This is a genomic window from Microcoleus sp. T2B6, from assembly GCF_036700475.1.
In the GTDB taxonomy this organism is placed as follows: Bacteria; Cyanobacteriota; Cyanobacteriia; order Cyanobacteriales; family Microcoleaceae; genus Microcoleus.
Genome location: NZ_JAUBOZ010000003.1, coordinates 1 through 19,662 on the forward strand (window position 1 = coordinate 1; position 19,662 = coordinate 19,662).

Below are 19,662 nucleotides of genomic sequence, written 5' to 3' on the forward strand. Positions count from 1 at the left end.
CCAACTGCCAACTGCCAACTGCCAACTGCCAACTGCCAACTGCCAACTGCCAACTGCCAACTGCCAACTGCCAACTGACTCTTTACGTTGGGGCTAACTCTTTTTTTGTCAACTCGGTGTACCGAGCTACAATTTGGCGGAATTCGTCGCCGTCGATCGTTTCTTCATCCAACAGCGCTTCGACAAGTTTGTCTACCAAAGCGCGGTTGTCGCGGATAATTCGGCGAGCTTCTTCGTAGCACTCAAAGGCAATTTCCCGGACTTGGCGATCGATCTTGATTGCCATGTCTTCGGAATACTCACTTCGGGAATTCCAGTTCTGCCCCAAAAACACCTCATTGTTCTGACTTTCAAAAGCCACAGGCCCCAAATCCGACATTCCATAAAGCGTTACCATCTTCCTAGCGAGGCTGGTGACTTGTTTGATATCCTCGCTGGCACCGAGAGTTACTTCGGCAGCGCCGTAAATTTCAGCCTCCGCCGCCCTTCCCCCCAAAGCTACTGTAATCCGGCTTAACAGCCAAGCCCGACTCATCAAACCTTCGCTGTCGATCATTTCGTCGTCGTACACATAGCTAACAAAGCCTGCGATGCCGCCGGAACGGGGGATAATCGTCACTTTATCTATTGGGTCAGTATTTTTGAGCATCGTCCCGACTAGGGCGTGTCCGATTTCGTGGTATGCTACCATCCACTTTTTCTTGCTGTCCAGCAGCGGGTTAAGGGTAAGCCCGATCGTGATCCGGTCGATCGCGTCGTGAACTTCTAAGTTACTAATCGTGTCTTTGCGACGCCTCGCTGTGAGAATAGCTGCTTCGTTGAGCAAGTTGGCCAAGTCGGCGCCGGAAAAGCCGGGAGTGCGGCGGGCGATCGTGTCTAGGGCAACTTCTGGGTCGAGTTTTTTGTTGCGCGCGTGAACTTGCAAAATCCCCAAACGCCCTTTGTAACTGGGCAAATCTACCGTTACTTGTCGATCGAACCTGCCGGGCCGCAGCAGGGCGGTATCGAGCACGTCGGGCCGGTTAGTAGCTGCAATCACAATCACGCCGCTGTTACCCTCAAACCCGTCCATTTCTGTCAGCAACTGGTTGAGAGTTTGTTCGCGTTCGTCGTTGCCGCCGCCGATACCAGCGCCGCGCTGCCTTCCTACGGCGTCTATTTCGTCGATGAAGACGATGCAGGGCGAATTTTCTTTAGCTTTCTTGAACAAGTCGCGGACGCGGGAGGCGCCAACTCCGACAAACATTTCGACAAATTCGGAACCGGAGATGCTGAAGAAGGGGACGGCTGCTTCGCCTGCGATGGCTTTTGCCAGCATTGTTTTGCCGGTTCCTGGAGGCCCGATTAACAGAACTCCTCTAGGAATTTTGGCGCCGATGGCGTTGAAGCGTTCGGGTTTTTTGAGGAAGGTTACGACTTCTTGCAGTTCTTCTTTAGCTTCTTCGATGCCTGCTACGTCGTCGAACATCACGCCGGTTTTGGCTTCCATTTGGAAACGGGCTCTGGATTTGCCGAAGTTCATGGCATTTCCTTGAGATTGGGTCGATCGGCGCAGGATTGCCATCAGCACTGCCAACACTGCAAAAATCACTAGCAAGTTTACTACTAAACTGACTGCGGCGGCGTTGTCGGCTGTTTGTTTAACTTCAAAGTCAATTTTTTTGGCGCGGATTTGCGAGTACAGTTCTCGGTTGTTGTAGTCGAACAGACTAACTGATTGGGTTAGATCGCTTTTTTGATTTTTCAGCTTAACCTTGGCAGTTTTTTGAGTTTCGTCTACTTCGATTTTACTGACTTGCCCTTTTTCTATGTTGTCGATCAGTTGGCTGTAACTCATGGTGTTTGGCGCGCTGTCGGCAAACACCGGGGTCGAGAGCAATATTCCTTGAGAAATCACCAAACTGCCCAGGATGCGCCAAAGATTCCGTCCTGGAATTGATTTTTTAGGATTCTGGCTCGACTTGTCTTTGTTTACAGCTAGATGCCCCAGCCATGCGTGTTTCCAAGAATTTTTCATATTGCTTTGCCCAAGGTTGAAGACTGCCAAGATTGACCGCTTGTGGTTTGCTACGTTCATTTATTTTAACAAGATGGCGGGTGTTGAATGGGTTTATCTCTCGCGGGCATCTTAAGATGCCCCTCAAGAGGGGGGGTTTTGAATCCACGGCTTCCTCAAGAAACCGGGTTTTTTACGTAATCTGCGGGCTATAACCAAGGATTTTGCTCAAAAAACCCGGTTTCTGGGCCCCCTTCACTGAACTTACCCACGCATCCTCAAGAAACCGGGTTTTTTACGTAATCTGCGGGCTATAACCCAGGATTTTGCTCAAAAAACCCGGTTTCTCGGCTCCGTCGGTAAATCTCAAATCTCAAATCGATGGATTTTGCTCAAAAAACCAGGTTTCTGGGTTCCGTCCGTAAATCTAAAATCTAAAATCGATTGATTTTGCTCAAAAAACCCGGTTTCTCGGCTCCGTCGGTAAATCTAAAATCTAAAATCTAAAATCTAAAATCGATTGACAGTTGCCGATCGAACTTGCTATGTTAATCATACTCGTAATGAGTACGTTTTAGTAAAGTAGTTATTGTTTTTAAGCTTTATGGTAAAAATTGTCGGCATTGGTGGAAGTTTGCGGGCTGGCTCCTACAGCCAGTTAGCGTTGAAGGTGGCAGCAGAACGGGCCGAGGCCCTGGGCGCGGAAGTTGAAATATTCGATTTACGATCGCTCAATCTGCCCTTCTGCACTGGTGAGAATGATTATCTCGATTACCCGGATGTGGAAAAGCTGCAGAATGCGGTTAAGCAAGCCGACGGCTTGATTTTGGCAACGCCGGAGTATCACGGTAGCGTCAGCGGTGCCCTCAAGAATGCCCTGGATTTGATGAGTTTTGAGCATTTGGACGGGAAAGTTGCGGGTGCGATTAGCGTTTTGGGAGGGCAAGTTAACAGCAACGCACTCAACGATTTGCGCGTGATTTTGAGATGGGTGCACGCTTGGGTAATTCCCGAACAAATTGCGATCGGACAAGCTTGGAAAGCTTTTAGTCCTGATGGTAAATTATTGGATGAAAAACTGTCTGAAAGGTTCGACGAATTTGCTCGGAGTTTAGTAGAAAATACGCGGAAATTGCGAGGAATTCCGTAATTGTATTTCAGGAAAAACGCACTCTTGGACGCAACTGGCATATTATTCGGATGCGTCAGTTGCCATAATTGCTCGATTTGAAGAGGTTTTTTCTCTAGTAGAGCACCCTACAAGCTGTCATACTAACTGTTAACAGTCAACAGTCAACAGTCAACAGTCAACAGTCAACAGTCACCAGTCAACAGTCAACTGAGTTAAAATGGCATATCGATCATGTCTCCGAAAGGATGGGGTACGTCGATCGGCATTCTTCCGGGTTTTGACTCATATTTGTCTATCCACTTTTTGGCCAATTCCAAAGCTTCCTCCTCTGTCTTGGCATTTTGGACGGCGACGTGGCGGTTGCCGCGGCTATCCCAAACCTCGACGTAGAAGACTTTCTGGGATTGAATAATCCAACCTTTATAAGTGTCTGCTGGTTCCATAGTTAGAATCCTAAAATAATCGGGCGGGGAGTTCCACTGGCGAGCTAATTGTAAATATTGCCCTGCATAAAATGAATTTTACGGGGGTTTCTATAGTATTTTTGGAAAAAAGTCAGTTTTACGGTTAACCTCATGACCAGACACCTGAAGCAATTATTTAACTGGAGAAAATATCTCCAACCTTTAGCCGCGGCGATCGCGATCGTCCTAATCGCATCCCAGATGGCGGTATTGCCGGCATTGGCGACTGGCGTTTACGAAATACCGGTGTTGTCGGCGGGCGATCGAACTTGGGTGTTCGACAAAGGCGACGTGCTCAGCCGCAGCAGCGAAAGCAATATCAGCAGCGTGCTCGACAACCTGGAAAACAAAACAGGGAAACAAGTCCGATTTGTCACCATCCACCGCTTAGACTACGGCGAAACGACAGCCACTTTCACCGACCAACTGTTTGAACAGTGGTTTCCCGCAAAAGAAGACCAGACTAATCAAATTTTACTCGTTCTCGACACTGTTACCAACAGTGCGGCAATTCGGACGGGGGAAGGGGTGAAATCCCTGCTAACCGATGAAATTGCCCAGAGTGTGGCTGGGGAAACCGTGCAAGTGCCGCTGCGGGAAGCCAATAAATACAACGAGGCATTTGCGGCTGCAAGTACGCGCATTGCAACTGTTTTGTCGGGCGAGCCCGATCCGGGTCCTCCTGAAGTTGTTGACAACATTCAAGTTGAAGGCACGTTTAAAAAAGCTGAAGAAACAGACCAAGGTAATGCCACAGTTGTTGTGGTTGTGCTGTTGGTATTGGCGACAGTGATTCCGATGGTGACTTATTTCTGGTATCAAGGTTTTTCGTAATCGGTGCTGCTAAGTCCGATAAGTTGCCATTTTGTCCAGAAATTCTGGCAGGGCTGCACTAATCTTGAACGTATTCTCGATCGCTCAACAAAGCAATTTCTGCCCGTACAAATTCCCGTCCCAGATAAGCCGCGTGATCTAACATTGTCACCGGGCTGGGGCGGGTTTCTTCTAGAATTTTGACACAAAGTTCTTTGGCGGTTCTGCCGGTAAAAAGTGTGACTTCAGTGCGTTCTACTTTGCCGCGGGCGGGGATGGGTTTACCAGTTTCTGGATCGACGGCGAGGCCTCGATCGTCGATGATGTTGGTGAAATGTTTGGCACAGATTAAGCTAGTTTCGCGATCGAGATAAATGATGAAGTAGCCGCCCGGATCGAGATCCAGGTGGCGTTTGGATAGCTTGTCATCGATTGCGGTGAGATTTTCCAAGGTTTGACTCATGGTTGGTGAAAGGAAGTAAACAATAACTGTAATTTCTTCTGCTATTTCTAGTTTAGTCGGCTACGGGACAAGTTTGGCAGGTTGGTTGGTTGAATGCGGGGGAAGTTTCGGGCGATCGACATTCTATCCGATATCTGTGGGGACAGGGCATTGCCGTGTCCGGCGCTGGCTGCTGCGACTTTTAATGAGTGGTATAAGATTGAGGACTGTCACAAGACTGGTTGAACTTGATAGAATGAACCGCAGAGAACGCAGAAAACGCAGAGTGAAATAAGAGAGAGAAACAAAATATGTTATCACTGAGATATTGCACCATTTGCAATCAGCTTTTCAATGCCGGGTTGTCCTGCCCACCACCAGAAATTCACTCTTTGTGGAACAGGCATCTTGCCTGTTATTGAGAATAGTGCTCTTCGGTGAGTTATCATTGGGGTGAGTAATTTTGGGATTAAATTATAAATGAAATTTATAGATTTATTTTCAGGAATTGGAGGTTTCAGACAAGGGTTTGAAAAATTTGGCTTTGAATGCGTTTTTTCCTGCGAGATAAACAGCAAATGCCGACAAGTTTACACAGAAAATTTCGGTGAGGTTCCTTTTGCCGACATCAGTAACATCAATCCCACCGATTTAGCAGACTTTGATATTTTAGTCGCCGGGTTTCCGTGCCAACCTTTTAGCATCTGCGGCAAAAAGCTAGGTTTTGAAGATACTAGAGGCACGCTATTTTTCGAGATTTGTAAAATTATCACAATCAAGCAGCCTCAAGTTATCGTTCTCGAAAATGTCAAGCACTTAATCCATCACGACAAGGGAAATACATTAAAAGTAATTATTGCCAGTCTTGAAGATTTGGGATACAGCGTGAATTACAAAACGCTGAATGCTAAAGACTTTGGAATTCCTCAACATCGTGAAAGAATATTTATTATTGCAACTCAAGGTAAACCATTCAATTTTTCTCGGCTTAAAACCCAGTTGACTCCAAAACTCTGGGAATTTCTAGACGAGACAGGGGATTTTGAAATATTGGATAAATCCGAGTATACTTTAATTGAGTCTCCGAGAAAGCAAGATTCGGGACTTGTGTTTGTAGGTTACAGAAATAAAGGTACTTGGAAAACTGGCGTTAGGCCAAATACAGAACATTTGTCGAGAGTTCACAGACAGCCTAATCGCATTTATTCGGTAGATGGAGTGCATCCGACAATTCCTTCGCAAGAAACATCTGGCAGGTTTTTTATCTACATTCCTGAGCAAGATATGGTGAGAAAGTTGACGCTGAAGGAATGTTACCGTCTTATGGGTTTTCCTGAAGATTTTAAGAGTTATCCGAGTGCGGGGGAAAGTTACAAGCAAATTGGGAATTCGGTTTGTGTACCGGTGGTGGAGGCGATCGCCAAAGAAATACTGGGCGGTTGAAACCGCCCAGTATTATCAGGGGTTTTTAACCCGGATTTTATCGGACAACTTGCTAAGCTATGTTTGCGAAGGTTGCCATACCATGCTCGATCGCTCTGCTAACAAATCCGCCAATCTTTCAGCTCTGTCTCGGTCATCTTTCACGTGAGGTAAGCCGACAATCTGAGCGTGGGATGCTGAATCAGGTACTGCATCTAAACCTAATTCACGAATTTGTCCTACTTGCAGACTAGCAACTCCGTAACAATTGTTGAACTTTGCTGCACATTGTTCGGGGGAACAAACACTGGCAATTGTCACCGATAAACCCGGTTCATTCGCTCGCAGTAAATAAGCGGAAGATACAACTAAATTTGCTTCGTCAATCCATTGACGACGGAGTAAAGCTCTATAGACAATAGCACTGTCAGGTAAAGTATTGAATTGATATTTCGTACTCATAAGTTGTTCGTTATAACATATCATTCGGAGAGCAGAGCGGATAAAATCTGTCTACGAATAATAGATATTATAGCACTTTTTCACACTTATAAGAGTGTTTTACAAGAAATAGAGGAGCTACCTGGTATTTTACTTGCCACTGTAATGAATTATTAGATATTTATGACTACATCTGATTCCCTCCGAGAATATTTATCGGTCATACCTTATTAAACCACTCTAGCCAATGGGCTAAGGTTGCTGCTGAAGTAATATCTTCCGAGCCATACTCCTCACTGTTTTGATGATAAATGTAAGCTTTATCATCAGCATTATGCGGGCAGAACAAGCGTACTCTCCGATCGGCATTTACCTTTTGCCAAGCAAGTCTGATACTACCTAGCTCGTCTGTAGCAGTGGATGCTTTAGGAAAACTATCACCCAAAATATCATAGGCTTCTACAATCAATTTCATCGCTGTCCTAAAAGCATACTCAGTCGGTCTTAAAATTCCGTACTCATCCTCTTCTTCTAAATCTAAAAGCTCGATCAGACGTTCAACAGTAATTCTGAAATTCAATAAACCGCTATTGCTACTGCTCTCAGTAATCTTTTCTTTCGCTACAGTCATAAGATTCAATCCCTTTTAGGCGATCGCCAATTTCATTTTAACACAGCCTCATGCTGTGCAATTTGCACTCCAAACTCCGATCGTTGACCGTCGATCGATATTTGCAAGGACACAGCAGTTCGGTGTCCAAGTCCGAATAGGTCTGTAGGGATACAGCACTGCTGTGTCCGCGATATTTGCAAGGACACGGCAGTGCCGTGTCCCTACCGAAAACCACCATACAAGCATCTATCGGACGCAATCTTAATTCCCGACTGCCAACTTGTCTTAAGCTGGAACTTGGATTTTTTCGGTGCCGGCAAGTTCAAAGGCTGCGTGAATTGCCTTCAAAGCAGTTACGGCTTGTCCTTCATCCACAACGCAGCTAATTTTAATCTCGGAAGTGGCAATCATTTGAATGTTGATTTGCTGCCGGGAAAGCGCTTCAAACATCTTTGCCGCTACTCCTGGATGCGCTACCATCCCGGAACCGACAACGCTAACTTTGGCTATTTGTGTATCGACTGCTACTTCGCCCCATCCGAATTCTGGGGCGGCTTTTTCGAGGACTATTTTAGCAGATTCGGCGTCAATTTGTGCGACTGTAAATGCAATGTCGCGAGTTAATATGCCGTCGATATTGTGGCAGCGCTGCGACTGAATGATCGTGTCTACGCTGATATTTTCCTCGGCTAAAAGTCCGAACAGTTTTGCTGCTACTCCGGGTCGATCGGGCAATTGGCGAATTGCTAGACGCGCTTGATTGAGATCCAACGCAACGGCGCGGACTGCAGGCGGTTTGTGGGAGGATGAACGCAGCCCAATAGGGGAGTTGGCGACATCAAATGCTTTGCAGAGTTCAGCAACGGCCCGATCGCAATCTTCAGCATCGATCGCACAACTAACTTTCACCTCGGATGTGGAAATCATTTGAATGTTAATTCCCGCATCCGCTAAAGTCTTAAACATCTGCGCCGCTACCCTCGGACGACCGATCATTCCCGCACCCGCAATGCTAACTTTAGCTATTGGCCGCTCTTCTGCTTTCACTTCCGGTTCTCCCAATTCAGGGCGAGAATTCTTGCCGAGGGCGGGGATAATTGCATCTGCAACGGCAGTAGCTTGTTGCAGAGATTTTCGCGTCACTGTGAAGGCAATATCGTTAGTATTTCCTTCATGAATTGACTGAATAATTAAGTCTACATCGAGGTTTTGTTGGGCGATCGCACCAAACAACCGCGCTGCTACGCCGGGGCGATCGGGCAAACGCAGTAGCGACACCCCCGCCTGATCTAAGTCAAATTCCACCGCATCGACGGCTTTTGCGAGCTCCAAGCCCTCCAAAGGCCGGGGTTGCGGGGGTGGGGACACTACACGGGTACCGGGGGCGTCACTCCAGCTAGAAAGCACTACTAGGGGCACGCCGTAATTCTTGGCAATTTCTACCGCGCGCGGGTGGAGGACTTTTGCGCCCAAACTCGCCAATTCCAGCATTTCGTCGCAAGTGATTTCGTCCATCAATTGCGCGTCGGCAACCAAGCGCGGATCTGTAGTCAGAATTCCGGGCACGTCGGTATAAATTTCGCACCTGTCGGCCCGCAGCGCTGCAGCGAGGGCAACTGCTGTCGTGTCGGAACCGCCACGGCCCAAGGTGGTAATTTCCAATTCTCCGGCATCGGCTATGCCTTGGAAACCCGCAACCACAACGACTTTACCGCTTTTTAACTGGCTTTCAAGCCGATTCGGATCGATTCGCAAAATTCGGGCGCGGGTGTGGGCGGCTTCGGTGACAATGCCGACTTGGGCGCCGGTGAGGGAAATGGCGGGCTGTCCCATTTCCTGCAATGCCATGCTCAAAAGTGCGATCGAGACTTGTTCCCCAGTGGAGAGCAACATATCCATTTCCCGCTTGTTGGGATTTGCGGAAATTTCCTTGGCGAGTTTAACTAAACCGTCGGTGGTTTTGCCCATCGCCGAAAGTACGACAACCAGAGAGTTGCCGAGCTGTGCTGTTTTTACAACTCGTCGGGCTACTTCCAAAATGCGATCGACTGTACCAACCGAGGTTCCGCCATATTTCTGAACAATTAGTGCCATAGATTCTACACAAAGCTACAAAATACTTATCAAATAATACAAGCAGCTTCTGGATTAGAAGTGGTAATTTTTAAAATTCCCATACAACAAACCGGAGAAAAGAAAAAAATATCTGCGTAAACGATGAAAATATGTGGGTATGGGTGGGTTTTACCAGCCATTTAAGTCTCTCACACCAATATTTTAATAAACCCGCCCTCTTTATTCTGATTTTAGCCTCCTTCTAGCTCTCGCAAACGCGCTTCTAAAGCTTGAATTCGCTGCTCGGCTTCTATTCGCTTTTGCCGTTCTTGTTCTGCTTCTGACTGCGCTTGTTCGACTGCCAATTCCGCTTGTTCAACCCGTTCATCAGCGGCCAGCAGCCAATTCCCCTCAGCATCCCACCAGCGCATCCAAGGCAGTTCTACGCCCTGATAAACCCCTTGCCAAATGCCTAATTCCAATCCCATTGGCTCGATTTGGTAATGTCCGCGCTGATTTTCTGACATTAACTCAAATCTATCTTCTACCAAATGATAGCATTCTATTTTGGCTTTTTTAACTTCATAAATTCCGTAAAAAGCAGGTCGAATAATCCGCTCGTAAATCCAGAATTTGCCTTTTTTTGGAGTTTTATCTCTTTCTTCGCTGCCATCTCCAGAGACAAATTCTAGTATGATTAACGGCGGCATTAATTATTTCCACATTACATAGGAACGCCGCATATTTCCGTCGAGAGTTGGCGGCACGTCGGGGACGTAAAACCAATCGGGTGCTTCAGCTCCTCTGGCTAGGGGTTCTGGGGGTTGCGGGACTCGCCAATAAATGCCGGAATCTTGACCGATACAATATTGTCCGTCGGGATGAAGTTGGTCTAAAATGGGTCGAACAGATGTTGTTAACAGGATGCTTTGAGGGAGTTCTTGAAAGTTTTTTACAAAAGTACCGTCGGAATCTGGTAATTGAGTGTGGTCTGGGAAATCTGTAAAATCTGTTACTAGAAGTTCGGGTTTTTCGGTGACACTCATGTTGACCTCTTGAATGTTAAAAAATTATACTTATAATTGGTGAAGGAGAGATTAATTATGCTATTATGTCGTGGCAAACCTCCGATTGCTATATAGAATATTTTAAATAATATGAGTCAGTACAAGTTAATTGTTTTTGACTTCGACGGCACTTTGGCAATTACTCACAAAGCTATTGTATTTTGCTTTACCAAAACTTTTGAAAGTTACAATATTGCCCCGCCTGCTGCTGATACTATTATAGGTACGATCGGCATCAATTTACCAAATAGTTTTAAAATCCTCCATCCGGCGATCGCGGAAAGTGCAATTCCCGAATGGGTTGAAACTTACCGCTCTTATTATCGGACGGAAGGTGAAAAGCAGGTAGAGTTATTTACCGGGACAAAGCAAGTGTTGCAGTTGGCGCGTGAGTCGGGATTGAGCCTGGGAATTTTCAGCAATAAACACGTTAGTTTTGTGGATTTGTTACTGCAAAAACTGAAAATTCACAGTTTGTTTGATTTAATTTTAGGTGACAACGGAGAAATAATTATGAAACCAAACCCGGCTGTTTTTCACTCGATTATTAAACCGCTGTTCCCGGAGTTGGATAACAGTCAAATTTTAATGGTTGGCGATACAGCGATTGATTTGCTGTTTGCTAAAAATGCTGGGATAGATGTTTGTTGGGCGGCTTACGGATATGGCGATCGCGCTCAGTGTCTCGCCCTAGAACCGACTTTCGCGATCGACGATATTTCCGAACTTGCTGTGTTCGTTCAAAATTAATTTTTCCTCTGTTTGTTTTAGAGAAGAGTTTGACTCATTTAACTATAAAGTATTTAATTATTTTTTTTACTCAAGCCGGATAATGTAGTTTTTATTTAATTAAAAAAATAAGTGAACGAAATTGTAAGCCGCCCAAACTCGGCCAAGTAAACCATACCAGAGATAGAGTTATCGCTGGAACAACTATTATAAATTAACAACTAGGATTCCTTTGAAGGTAGAAGGCAGAAGGCAGAAGGCAGAAGGAAAAAAAACCGAGGGAAGCCAGATTTTATTTAGGTAGAATTTACCGCCCCAATTCTGCATGATAGCCTTTTAACTTCAGCCTTCGGAAAACAGACAATTTTGTTAAACTCTAGGGTGTGCTGGCAGTCGGTATCTACAATAAACTCAATTTATAGAAACTCATGCAGATAGATATAAGCATTCCTTCTGAAACGCTATCGCCGACTCGTACTGGCGGCACACCGAATTTAATAGAAGAAGTCTGGAGGCTGTACGATCGCGCCCTGGCAGCTACCAGCAACGGCATCGCGATCGCGGACGCTACCCGGCCGGACAAGCCTATAGTTTACTGCAACGGGGCTTTCGAGCGGATTACAGGCTACAATCGCAGCGAAATAATCGGGCAGAACTGCCGCTTCCTGCAAGGCCCGGATACCGATGGCGCTGCCGTCGATCAAATCCGCGTGGCCCTGAAAGAACAGCATGACTGCAAAGTAGTTCTGAAAAACTACCGCAAAGACGGCACCGCCTTCTGGAACGAACTCACCATCTCGCCGGTGCGCGACAGCAGCGGACTCGTTACCCACTTCATCGGCGTCCAATCTGATATCACCGATCGTAAACAAGCAGAAGAAGCCCTCAAACAAGCCGAGGCAAAATACCGCAGCATCTTTGAAAACGCCACCGAAGGCATATTTCAAACCGCCCCAGACGGGCGCTACCTCAGCGCCAACCAGGCACTCGCCCGAATGTACGGCTACGATTCCCCGTCAGAATTGATCGCAAAATGTTCGGCAAAAAACCTTTACACCGATCGCACCCGCCGCGCTTCCTTCATGGCAGAAATCAGCAAAAACGGCTCCCTGAAAGAGTTTGAGTCCTGCGTCCGCCGCCAAGACGGCAGCACTACCTGGATCTCGGAAAACGTGCGCGAAGTCCGCGGCGAAGACGGCGAAATCCTTTACTACGAAGGAACCGTCGCCGAAATCGCCGATCGCAAGCGCGCCGAAGCAGCCCTGCGAAATCAAGAATACTGGCTGAAAACCGCGATTAACGCCGTCCCCGACGCGATCAACCTCACAGACAGCGAGGGGCGCTGGCTGATTGCCAACGACTGCGCCCTTCAACTTTTGGGCTGGGAAACCGCAGACTACCAGGGTAAAACTACTGCCGAACTCGCTGCCACCGCCGATCCGAGAGTCAGAGAAATCCTGCTAACTTGGCAGGAAACCGACGAAACCACCTGGCAAGCAGGCACTCTTACCTCCAGCCGCCAAATTGTCCCCTTGCCCACAGGCGGCAGCAATTTGTTTGAAGTGCGAAAAGTGCCGCTGTTCAACCCCGACGGTTCGCGCAAAGGTTTGGCAGTCGCAGGGCGGGACATCACGCAGGAAGTGGCAGCGGATGCAGCTTTACGAGACAGCGAACAGCGGTTTCGGGCAATTTTTGAACGCGCTGCGATCGGCATGGTAGTCGCTACCCTCGAAGGTGTTGCGATCGCCACTAATCCGGCATTTCAAGCTATGCTGGGACGATCGGAAGCTCAACTGCGGGGTGTCGGCCTCGACGACTGCGCGCACCCGGAAGACGCACAAACTTCGCGTGAGTTGCGCCAACAGTTGGTCGCGGGTTCCCGCGAAGCATACCAAATCGAGAAGCGCTACCTCCGCCAAGACGGCAGCATCAGGTGGGGACGCCTCAGCACATCTGTCATCGACAGCAGTCAGGGAACCCCACAGTTTATTTTGCAAATGGTAGAGGATATTACCGATCGCAAACAAGCCGAGTCAGCTTTGTTCCAAAATGAGGCTAAGTGGCGATCGCTAATTCTCAACAGTTCCGACATCATTACTATTCTCGACGCCAGCGGTCGCATTGTTTACGAAAGCCCTTCTGTAGAAAGAGTTTTAGGCTACGAACCCGATGAAGTCGCCGGTCAAATTGCTCTCGATTTGATCCACCCTGACGACCTGCCCTCGGTGATTTCCGACGGCGAAAAACTGATCGCAAATCCAGGCGATCCGATCGCCCTAGAAGGTCGGTTCCGGCGCGCTGACGGTTCTTGGTGTTTTCTCGAAGGTGTCGGCATCAACTTGCTAGCAGACCCCGCTGTGAAAGGAATTGTGATCAACTCCCGCGACATGACGGCGCGCAGGCAAGCAGAGTACCGCCTCAGCAAAATCAACGAGTGCTTTTTGGGATTCACCACCGACGCCACTGATAACATCCAGCGCCTGACATCCTTAGCCGGCGAGCTTTTGGGCGGAAGCTGCGCCATCTACAGCCGCGTCGGTGACGGTCTGCTGCGCGCGATCGGGACTTGGCAAGCGCCGCCGGACTACCCGCTAGTCGATCGCGCCGAGGGTCACATCTGCACCGACGTATGCAGCAAAGGAAGCGATCGGGCTGTTGCCATTCCTGATTTGCAGAACACGATCTACGCCCAAACCGATCCCGCTGTCATCCGCTACCAACTGCGAAGCTATCTGGGACAAGCAGTGCGGCGGGGCGACGATTACGTGGGTGCGGTGTGCGTTGTCAACACTGAGTCGATCGCGCCCACAGAAGCCGACTGCAAGCTGATCGGAATTATTGCCGGGGCGATCGGAGTTGAGGAAGAACGGGCCGCCGCCGCCGATCGCGATCGGCAAAAATCCCAAGAATTGCAAACCGCTTTGAGCGACTTGCAGCAAACTCAAATGCAGTTAGTACAAACCGAAAAAATGTCTTCCCTCGGACAGGTGCTAGCAGGAATTGCCCACGAAATTAACAACCCAGTTGGCTTTGTCGCCGGCAACCTCTGCCACGTGCGAGGCTACGTTCTCGACTTGTTAGAAATCGTGCAAGTCTATCAAGAAGAGTACCCAAATCCCCCAGCAAAACTTCAGCAACAAGCCGAAGATATAGATTTAGAATTTCTAGCAGAAGACCTGCCCAAATTGCTCAATTCGATGCAGACCGGATGCGAGCGCATTGTAGAAATTATTCAAACTCTCCGAAATTTCTCGCGGGCGGACGAAGCGAAAATCAAGACTGCCGACATTCACGAAGGTTTAGAAAGTACCTTGTTAATGTTGAACACCCGGCTGAAAGCCAAGGCCAACTGGCAGGGCATTAAAGTGATTAAAGAATACGGAGAACTGCCCCAAATAAACTGTCATCCCGGACTCTTAAATCAGGTATTTATGAATGTATTGGCAAATGCGATCGACGCCTTAGAAGAAAGCTGCAGCCAAGCACAAGACACCGGAAATACTATCTTTCCTACTATTACCATTCAAACTGAAACGATTGATGACAAGAGCATTTTAATTCGGATTAAAGACAACGGTCAGGGCATTCCCGAAGATCAGATTGTGCGTTTGTTTGACCCATTTTTTACCACAAAACCCGTAGGTAAAGGCACAGGTTTGGGTTTATCAATTTCGCACCAAATTGTCGTTGAAAAACACAACGGCAAATTGCAGTGCCTCTCCGAACCCGGTAAAGGTAGTGAATTTATCATCGAAATTCCAATTAAGTAGAAGGAAAAAGGAACAGTGCTGGACGCAGTACGATATCCAGAAACCGGGTTTTTTGGAAAAACCCGGTTTCTTTTGGCTGCAACGTGGGTATCTTGTAGGGTGCGTCGCTACCAGATTTTCTATTTTAATTGCAGATGGGAGGGTAGCGACGCACCATACGGTATCTATTTATTCTGGAAATTAAAAACTAAACTGAGTCCGCAAATTCCCCACAAAAATTGTCGGGTTGTTATCGAAATTATTAGCATTCCAGATCGCATAAAATGCCGGTACGAGCGAAATATTCTCGGTGACAGGCAAATAATAAGTGGCTTCAATTTCGTACTGGTTGCCACCATTTCCCCCGCCCGAAACCAGAAACCTCCGACCGCCAGTAATGTCAAAAGGTACTAAAAATGAGGCTGTAAACACAGCTCCTTTTTTGAATAAATCAGGAAGTGCAAATCCTAACATATAAGATTGAGTTTTGATCGTGCCGTCGGGTCGGTCAGTCTTGGGAAATATATTGGTTTCGGCGTAGCCGTAGCGGCCGAAAAGACCGAAACGGCGGCTGAGCGACCAATCGAAATTAAAGCTATAAGTATTGGCAGTAGCATTGCCGAGACGGCCACCGAAACCGTCATCTGCCAAACCGTTAAGGGGCCTGCCATTCGGTGCTCCGATTAGCCCGCCAATTTGCTGGATGTTGGAACGGCTGTACAAAAACCGCAAATTTGCCCGATCGCTCGGACTGAATGTTAGTTCGGCGGTACTCGTATTTGTCCCACCAAACAAGCCTTGAGACGGATTGGAAGCGGAATTAAACACCGAACTGGGCAAAAATTCCATACTCTCGCCCAAATAGCCTAAACGCAGTTTCAATCGGCGGCTGATATCCCACAAAGCCAAAGCACCTGCGCCGCGTTTGGTAGCAGTTAACAAAGTGCTATTGTTAGAATTAAAACTGCTCGCACCGTCCACGAAAAAGCTAAAATTATTGTTGTCAAAGTAGCGGTAAAAATTAATTCTCGGGCCGATTACTAATTGCAACCTGTTGCTAACCGGGAACTGATAATAAAGTTCTCGCAGGATAACTTCATTGGGATTCACCCCAGCAGTCTGGTCGAGAAAAGGAGTGCCAAAGGTATTAAAAAGACCCGGAGAAGTATACTGATTTGCTGGTGAATTTCCGTTACCTACAGCTAGCTGTGTAACCAATTGGTCTTTGCCTGTAAAAGAAGTAGTGAGGGTTAACCAAATTAAGTGGCTGAAAGCAATTTCTGGGTCGTCCACTCTCTGCACGATCGGTCTGTTGGTGACAGGATCGCGTCCGGCTACTCGATCGAGCGGAGCAGCATTTCCATCTATTGCTTCAACTCGGACTCCCTCGCCCGCAAAAGCTCCACTCAGATTAAACCAAGCAAATCCGTTGAGTTTAGTAGTAGTTGAAAATTGGTTGGCCTCCAATTCGGCCGTGCGGGCTTCTAAAGCATCTACTCGACCGCGCAATGTAGCTAATTCTGCTGCAAATTCTTCTTGCAATCTTTGCAAAGCAAGTAAATCTTCTCGCTTGACTAGATTACCAGTAGAACCGCCAAGTTGTTTGGTAATTTGGTCTAAGCAAGCGTTTAATCCGGCGGCGAATTCATACCGAGTCATTGCGCGATTGCCTCGGAATGTGCCGTCTGGATATCCCGCAATGCAGCCGTATCTTTCTACTAGGGATTGCAAGGCTTGAAAAGCCCAATCTGTCGGCCGCACGTCGGAGAGTTGGGAAACAGAAGTGACTTGTGCTGCGTCTTCTTGTATGCTGAGGTCATCAGCGGTGCCCGTCTCGCTGCTGATGTCGGCAACTTTGCTGGCTTCAGCAACTTGTTGAGACTGAGGAGAGTTTGCAATTTCTAACTTCTGTGGAGGCAATTCGCGAATTGCCTCCGTTATTTCTGGGGTGGTTGTTGCACGATCGACTGTGGCTATATCTTGTTTGGGTAAAGCACGATTCACCCATGCTATATCTGTTTGAGGTAAAGCACGATCGACTGTTGCTGCATCTGTTTGGGGTAAAGCGCGATCGACTGTGGCTATATCTGTTTGGGGTAAAGCGCTATTTACCCATGCTGCATCTGTGTCGGGTAAAGCACGATTCACCCATGCTATATCTGTTTGAGGTAAAGCACGATCGACTGTTGCTGCATCTGTGTCGGGTAAAGCACGATCGACTGCTGAGTTAGTCTCTGCGGTAATCGCCGCTAACTGCGGTATCTCAATCTTACCTGCTGCCAGCGCTGCGTCTGGGGTAGCCGTAGGGACGGCACTCGCTTCTAGCGCAACTTCTGGAGTTGAGGTATCCTGAATTTGAGCTGTTGCGGAGATCGGCCCCAAAGGCACTGCCGCACCAGAAATCAAGAAAGACAGCCAAAAAGCTTTAACCGAGGTTGCATTATTCACCATAAAACTCACACCACTTGTTGAAAATTAAATCTGGCCAAGCTTAACCGATAAGCTTGCTTATAAATGTATTTTTTTTAACAAATTCTTATAAATAGTTAAAACTATTTTAGGAAGCGAGCGATTCCCAATCACTAATCACTGATGACTACTGACTCCTGACTAATTCCCCAAATGAAGTTTTTATTAGTTACAGATTTAGACAACACGCTAGTCGGAGATGACGAAGCAACTCAAGTTTTAAACCAGCGCTTGCAATCAAAATTGCGATCGCAAATTTGTTTGGTTTACGCTACCGGGCGTTCTTATGCTTCAACTTGCGAATTAATTGCCCAAAAGCAACTGCTAGCACCCGACTATTTGATCGCAGGTGTAGGCAGCGAAATTTACAAAGACGGCATCCTCGATTTAGATTGGGCGGAATATCTTTCTCAAGGCTGGGATAAAATGGCGATCGCCTCTTTAGCGCAGCAGTTTTCCCAGCTTAAACCCCAATCCCCAAAAGAACAAAATCCTTGGAAAATCAGTTATAGTCTGGAACCAGCAGCAGAAAATAGCTCGACTGTCCAGGCTTTGCAGGAAAAGTTAACTGAATCGGGACTGCCAGCTCAAATCATTTTTAGCAGCAATAGTAATGTAGATATTTTACCACAAACTAGCAATAAAGGCAATGCCCTTACTTATTTACAAAAGCGCCTACAAATTCCCTCTGAGGCAACATTAGTTTGCGGTGATTCTGGCAATGATATCAGTATGTTTGAACAGGATGTCCGGGGAGTAATCGTCGCTAATGCTCTGTCAGAACTCTTAGAATGGCATCGCGAATGCGGCACTGAAAATCATTATTTAGCTGGTTATGCTTGCGCTTGGGGAATCATGGAAGGAATGGCATATTTTTGGGAATTTTGATTGCCAAAAATTCCCTTTGGTTTGTAGTGAGCAGTCAAGTCCTCAGTACAAACGCACCCAAAGCACCCCAAGTCCTGCAAACCGTTAAAATCTGTTCAGGAATCTCAACCGCGTATCGATCGAACCTGCGAGTTGCGATACCATCACCCTGTACTGCTTGATCAAAACTAATCGAACTTAACTTTAGTTACCTCAAGCGAGTTGAAGTTTATTTCCTCGCCTGTTGGGTGGAACTGCTATGCAAATACTAGACAAGTCTAGACATTTGCTTCTTACTTCATCGGGAGCATGGGAGCGGCTATCCCTCGGTAAGCTTTCACGATTTAGCCAACCGTGATAACATTATCGCTGCGTTCAAATCTCTGTCCATCGAATGACCGCAACTTCCACAGTTATAAGTTCTTTCTTTCAGCGGCATATCTTGGATTAGTCCGCAATTTGAACAGGTTTTGGTTGACGAAAACCAGCGGTCGGCAACAATCACTTTACAACCAAACTTTTTAGCTTTGTATTCTAGCTGACGTTTGAATTCGTGGAATCCACAGTCAGCTATCACCATACCGCAAGTTTGTGGTTTTTTAGCATTCCACTGACATTCAAATCTTCTACTACTATCGTTGCGTGGTTTTTGCATAAGTAAGTAGTGATTTGATGGAGAGTATTCTTTCTGAGGTTAGCTATTTTTGCATGGTGCTTCGCTAGCTGAATTTTGGCTTTATGCCTATTGTTGGAGCCTTTTACTCTTCTAGCAAGAATTTTTGACAGTCTCTTGAGTTTTAGGATATGTGATTTGTAGTGCTTTGGGTTCGGAAATACTACGCCCGTTGAAAGTGTAGCCAACTCTTTGACGCCCAAGTCAACTCCTACAACCTCATGAGTTTTGATTGTCGGCTCATGACTTTGTTCGTAAGCGAACGCAATAAACCAACTATCGGCAGTGCGCGAAATAGTAATTGACTTGCAAGTTGTGTGAGGCAATCCTTCATGAGTTTTCACCCAGCCAATTGTCGGCAACTTTATAGACGTACCGCCCACAGGGATAGGCTTACCGCCTGCATCAACAGTAAAAGAGTCGTGATGCCCCTTCTTTTTGAACTTAGGATATCCACCTTTTTTTGAGAAAAATCTCGAGAACGAATCTCCAAGATTATCAAAGGCGTATTGAGTTATTTTCTGACAGATTCCCGTCTCTTTGATCCATGTCAATTCAGGCTTCACATGGTTGTTGAAGAATTTCTTGAGCAGATATTTGTTGGGCTTCAATCCATCTTGATAAAGGCTGTTCCAAGTAGCCAGTCCCCAATTGTAAGTAAACCTCGCTATACCAGCGTGTTTGCTCATAATTGTTGCTTGACTTTTGTTTAGCTTTAATTTTGTTTTGA

Annotated in this window: 16 protein-coding genes and 1 pseudogene; 6 read left to right on the plus strand and 11 right to left on the minus strand. The window is 46.9% G+C overall.

The features are described from left to right. Positions 1-82 precede the first annotated feature (82 nt). Positions 83-2,017, minus strand: coding sequence for an ATP-dependent zinc metalloprotease FtsH (gene ftsH / locus QUA00_RS01820; RefSeq protein ID WP_333408511.1), 1,935 nt, complete (start codon positions 2,015-2,017; stop codon positions 83-85). Positions 2,018-2,600: 583 nt separating this feature from the next. Between ftsH and QUA00_RS01825 the strand changes: the two genes are divergently transcribed. Continuing rightward, positions 2,601-3,146: an NADPH-dependent FMN reductase gene (locus QUA00_RS01825; RefSeq protein WP_333408512.1), complete on the plus strand. Its 546-nt coding sequence runs from the start codon at positions 2,601-2,603 to the stop codon at positions 3,144-3,146. 194 nt (positions 3,147-3,340) lie between these two features. Here QUA00_RS01825 and QUA00_RS01830 read toward each other — a convergent pair whose 3' ends face one another. Beyond that, on the minus strand, positions 3,341-3,571 hold the full coding sequence (locus QUA00_RS01830) for a hypothetical protein (protein ID WP_006635545.1): 231 nt from the start codon (positions 3,569-3,571) through the stop codon (positions 3,341-3,343). Between the two features lie 132 nt (positions 3,572-3,703). Here QUA00_RS01830 and psb32 point away from each other — a divergent pair, with 132 nt between their 5' ends. Next, positions 3,704-4,426 carry a photosystem II repair protein Psb32 gene (gene psb32 / locus QUA00_RS01835; protein ID WP_333408513.1) on the plus strand — a complete coding sequence of 241 codons (723 nt, stop codon included), beginning with the start codon at positions 3,704-3,706 and terminating at the stop codon, positions 4,424-4,426. A 58-nt stretch (positions 4,427-4,484) separates the two neighbouring features. On the opposite strand, the gene QUA00_RS01840 is transcribed toward psb32, so the two are convergent. Continuing rightward, positions 4,485-4,868, minus strand: coding sequence for a DUF4346 domain-containing protein (locus QUA00_RS01840; protein ID WP_333162717.1), 384 nt, complete (start codon positions 4,866-4,868; stop codon positions 4,485-4,487). 459 nt (positions 4,869-5,327) lie between these two features. On the opposite strand from QUA00_RS01840, the gene dcm reads away from it, so the two are divergent. Further along, on the plus strand, positions 5,328-6,290 hold the full coding sequence (gene dcm / locus QUA00_RS01845) for a DNA (cytosine-5-)-methyltransferase (protein ID WP_333408514.1): 963 nt from the start codon (positions 5,328-5,330) through the stop codon (positions 6,288-6,290). Positions 6,291-6,347: 57 nt separating this feature from the next. On the opposite strand, the gene QUA00_RS01850 is transcribed toward dcm, so the two are convergent. From QUA00_RS01850 to QUA00_RS01870, 5 genes and pseudogenes are all read right to left on the minus strand, one after another. After that, positions 6,348-6,731: a hypothetical protein gene (locus QUA00_RS01850; RefSeq protein ID WP_333408515.1), complete on the minus strand. Its 384-nt coding sequence runs from the start codon at positions 6,729-6,731 to the stop codon at positions 6,348-6,350. A gap of 199 nt (positions 6,732-6,930) precedes the next feature. Then, complete coding sequence (locus QUA00_RS01855) at positions 6,931-7,341, minus strand: hypothetical protein (protein WP_333408516.1); 411 nt, start codon at positions 7,339-7,341, stop codon at positions 6,931-6,933. A gap of 267 nt (positions 7,342-7,608) precedes the next feature. Continuing rightward, positions 7,609-9,417 carry an aspartate kinase gene (locus QUA00_RS01860; RefSeq protein WP_333408517.1) on the minus strand — a complete coding sequence of 603 codons (1,809 nt, stop codon included), beginning with the start codon at positions 9,415-9,417 and terminating at the stop codon, positions 7,609-7,611. A gap of 29 nt (positions 9,418-9,446) precedes the next feature. Then, the gene (locus tag QUA00_RS01865; RefSeq protein WP_333139550.1) at positions 9,447-9,578 is read right to left on the minus strand and encodes a hypothetical protein; all 132 of its coding nucleotides are present in this window, start codon (positions 9,576-9,578) and stop codon (positions 9,447-9,449) included. Positions 9,579-9,629: 51 nt separating this feature from the next. Further along, positions 9,630-10,424 (minus strand): annotated as a pseudogene (locus QUA00_RS01870) (Uma2 family endonuclease). A gap of 111 nt (positions 10,425-10,535) precedes the next feature. On the opposite strand from QUA00_RS01870, the gene QUA00_RS01875 reads away from it, so the two are divergent. Both QUA00_RS01875 and QUA00_RS01880 read left to right on the plus strand, forming a co-directional pair. Next, on the plus strand, positions 10,536-11,195 hold the full coding sequence (locus QUA00_RS01875) for an HAD family hydrolase (protein ID WP_333139554.1): 660 nt from the start codon (positions 10,536-10,538) through the stop codon (positions 11,193-11,195). 407 nt (positions 11,196-11,602) lie between these two features. Continuing rightward, positions 11,603-14,944, plus strand: a complete 3,342-nt coding sequence (locus QUA00_RS01880) for a PAS domain S-box protein (RefSeq protein ID WP_333408518.1) — start codon at positions 11,603-11,605, stop codon at positions 14,942-14,944. Positions 14,945-15,124: 180 nt separating this feature from the next. Here QUA00_RS01880 and QUA00_RS01885 read toward each other — a convergent pair whose 3' ends face one another. Next, positions 15,125-17,374, minus strand: coding sequence for an iron uptake porin (locus tag QUA00_RS01885; RefSeq protein WP_333408519.1), 2,250 nt, complete (start codon positions 17,372-17,374; stop codon positions 15,125-15,127). A 171-nt stretch (positions 17,375-17,545) separates the two neighbouring features. On the opposite strand from QUA00_RS01885, the gene QUA00_RS01890 reads away from it, so the two are divergent. Beyond that, positions 17,546-18,280, plus strand: coding sequence for a sucrose-phosphate phosphatase (locus QUA00_RS01890; protein ID WP_333204470.1), 735 nt, complete (start codon positions 17,546-17,548; stop codon positions 18,278-18,280). Between the two features lie 316 nt (positions 18,281-18,596). On the opposite strand, the gene QUA00_RS01895 is transcribed toward QUA00_RS01890, so the two are convergent. Next, on the minus strand, positions 18,597-18,914 hold the full coding sequence (locus QUA00_RS01895; protein ID WP_333408520.1) for a zinc ribbon domain-containing protein: 318 nt from the start codon (positions 18,912-18,914) through the stop codon (positions 18,597-18,599). Further along, on the minus strand, positions 18,833-19,621 hold the full coding sequence (locus tag QUA00_RS01900; RefSeq protein WP_333408521.1) for a transposase: 789 nt from the start codon (positions 19,619-19,621) through the stop codon (positions 18,833-18,835). The genes QUA00_RS01895 and QUA00_RS01900 overlap by 82 nt, the downstream gene beginning before the upstream one ends. Between the last annotated feature and the right edge of the window lie 41 nt (positions 19,622-19,662).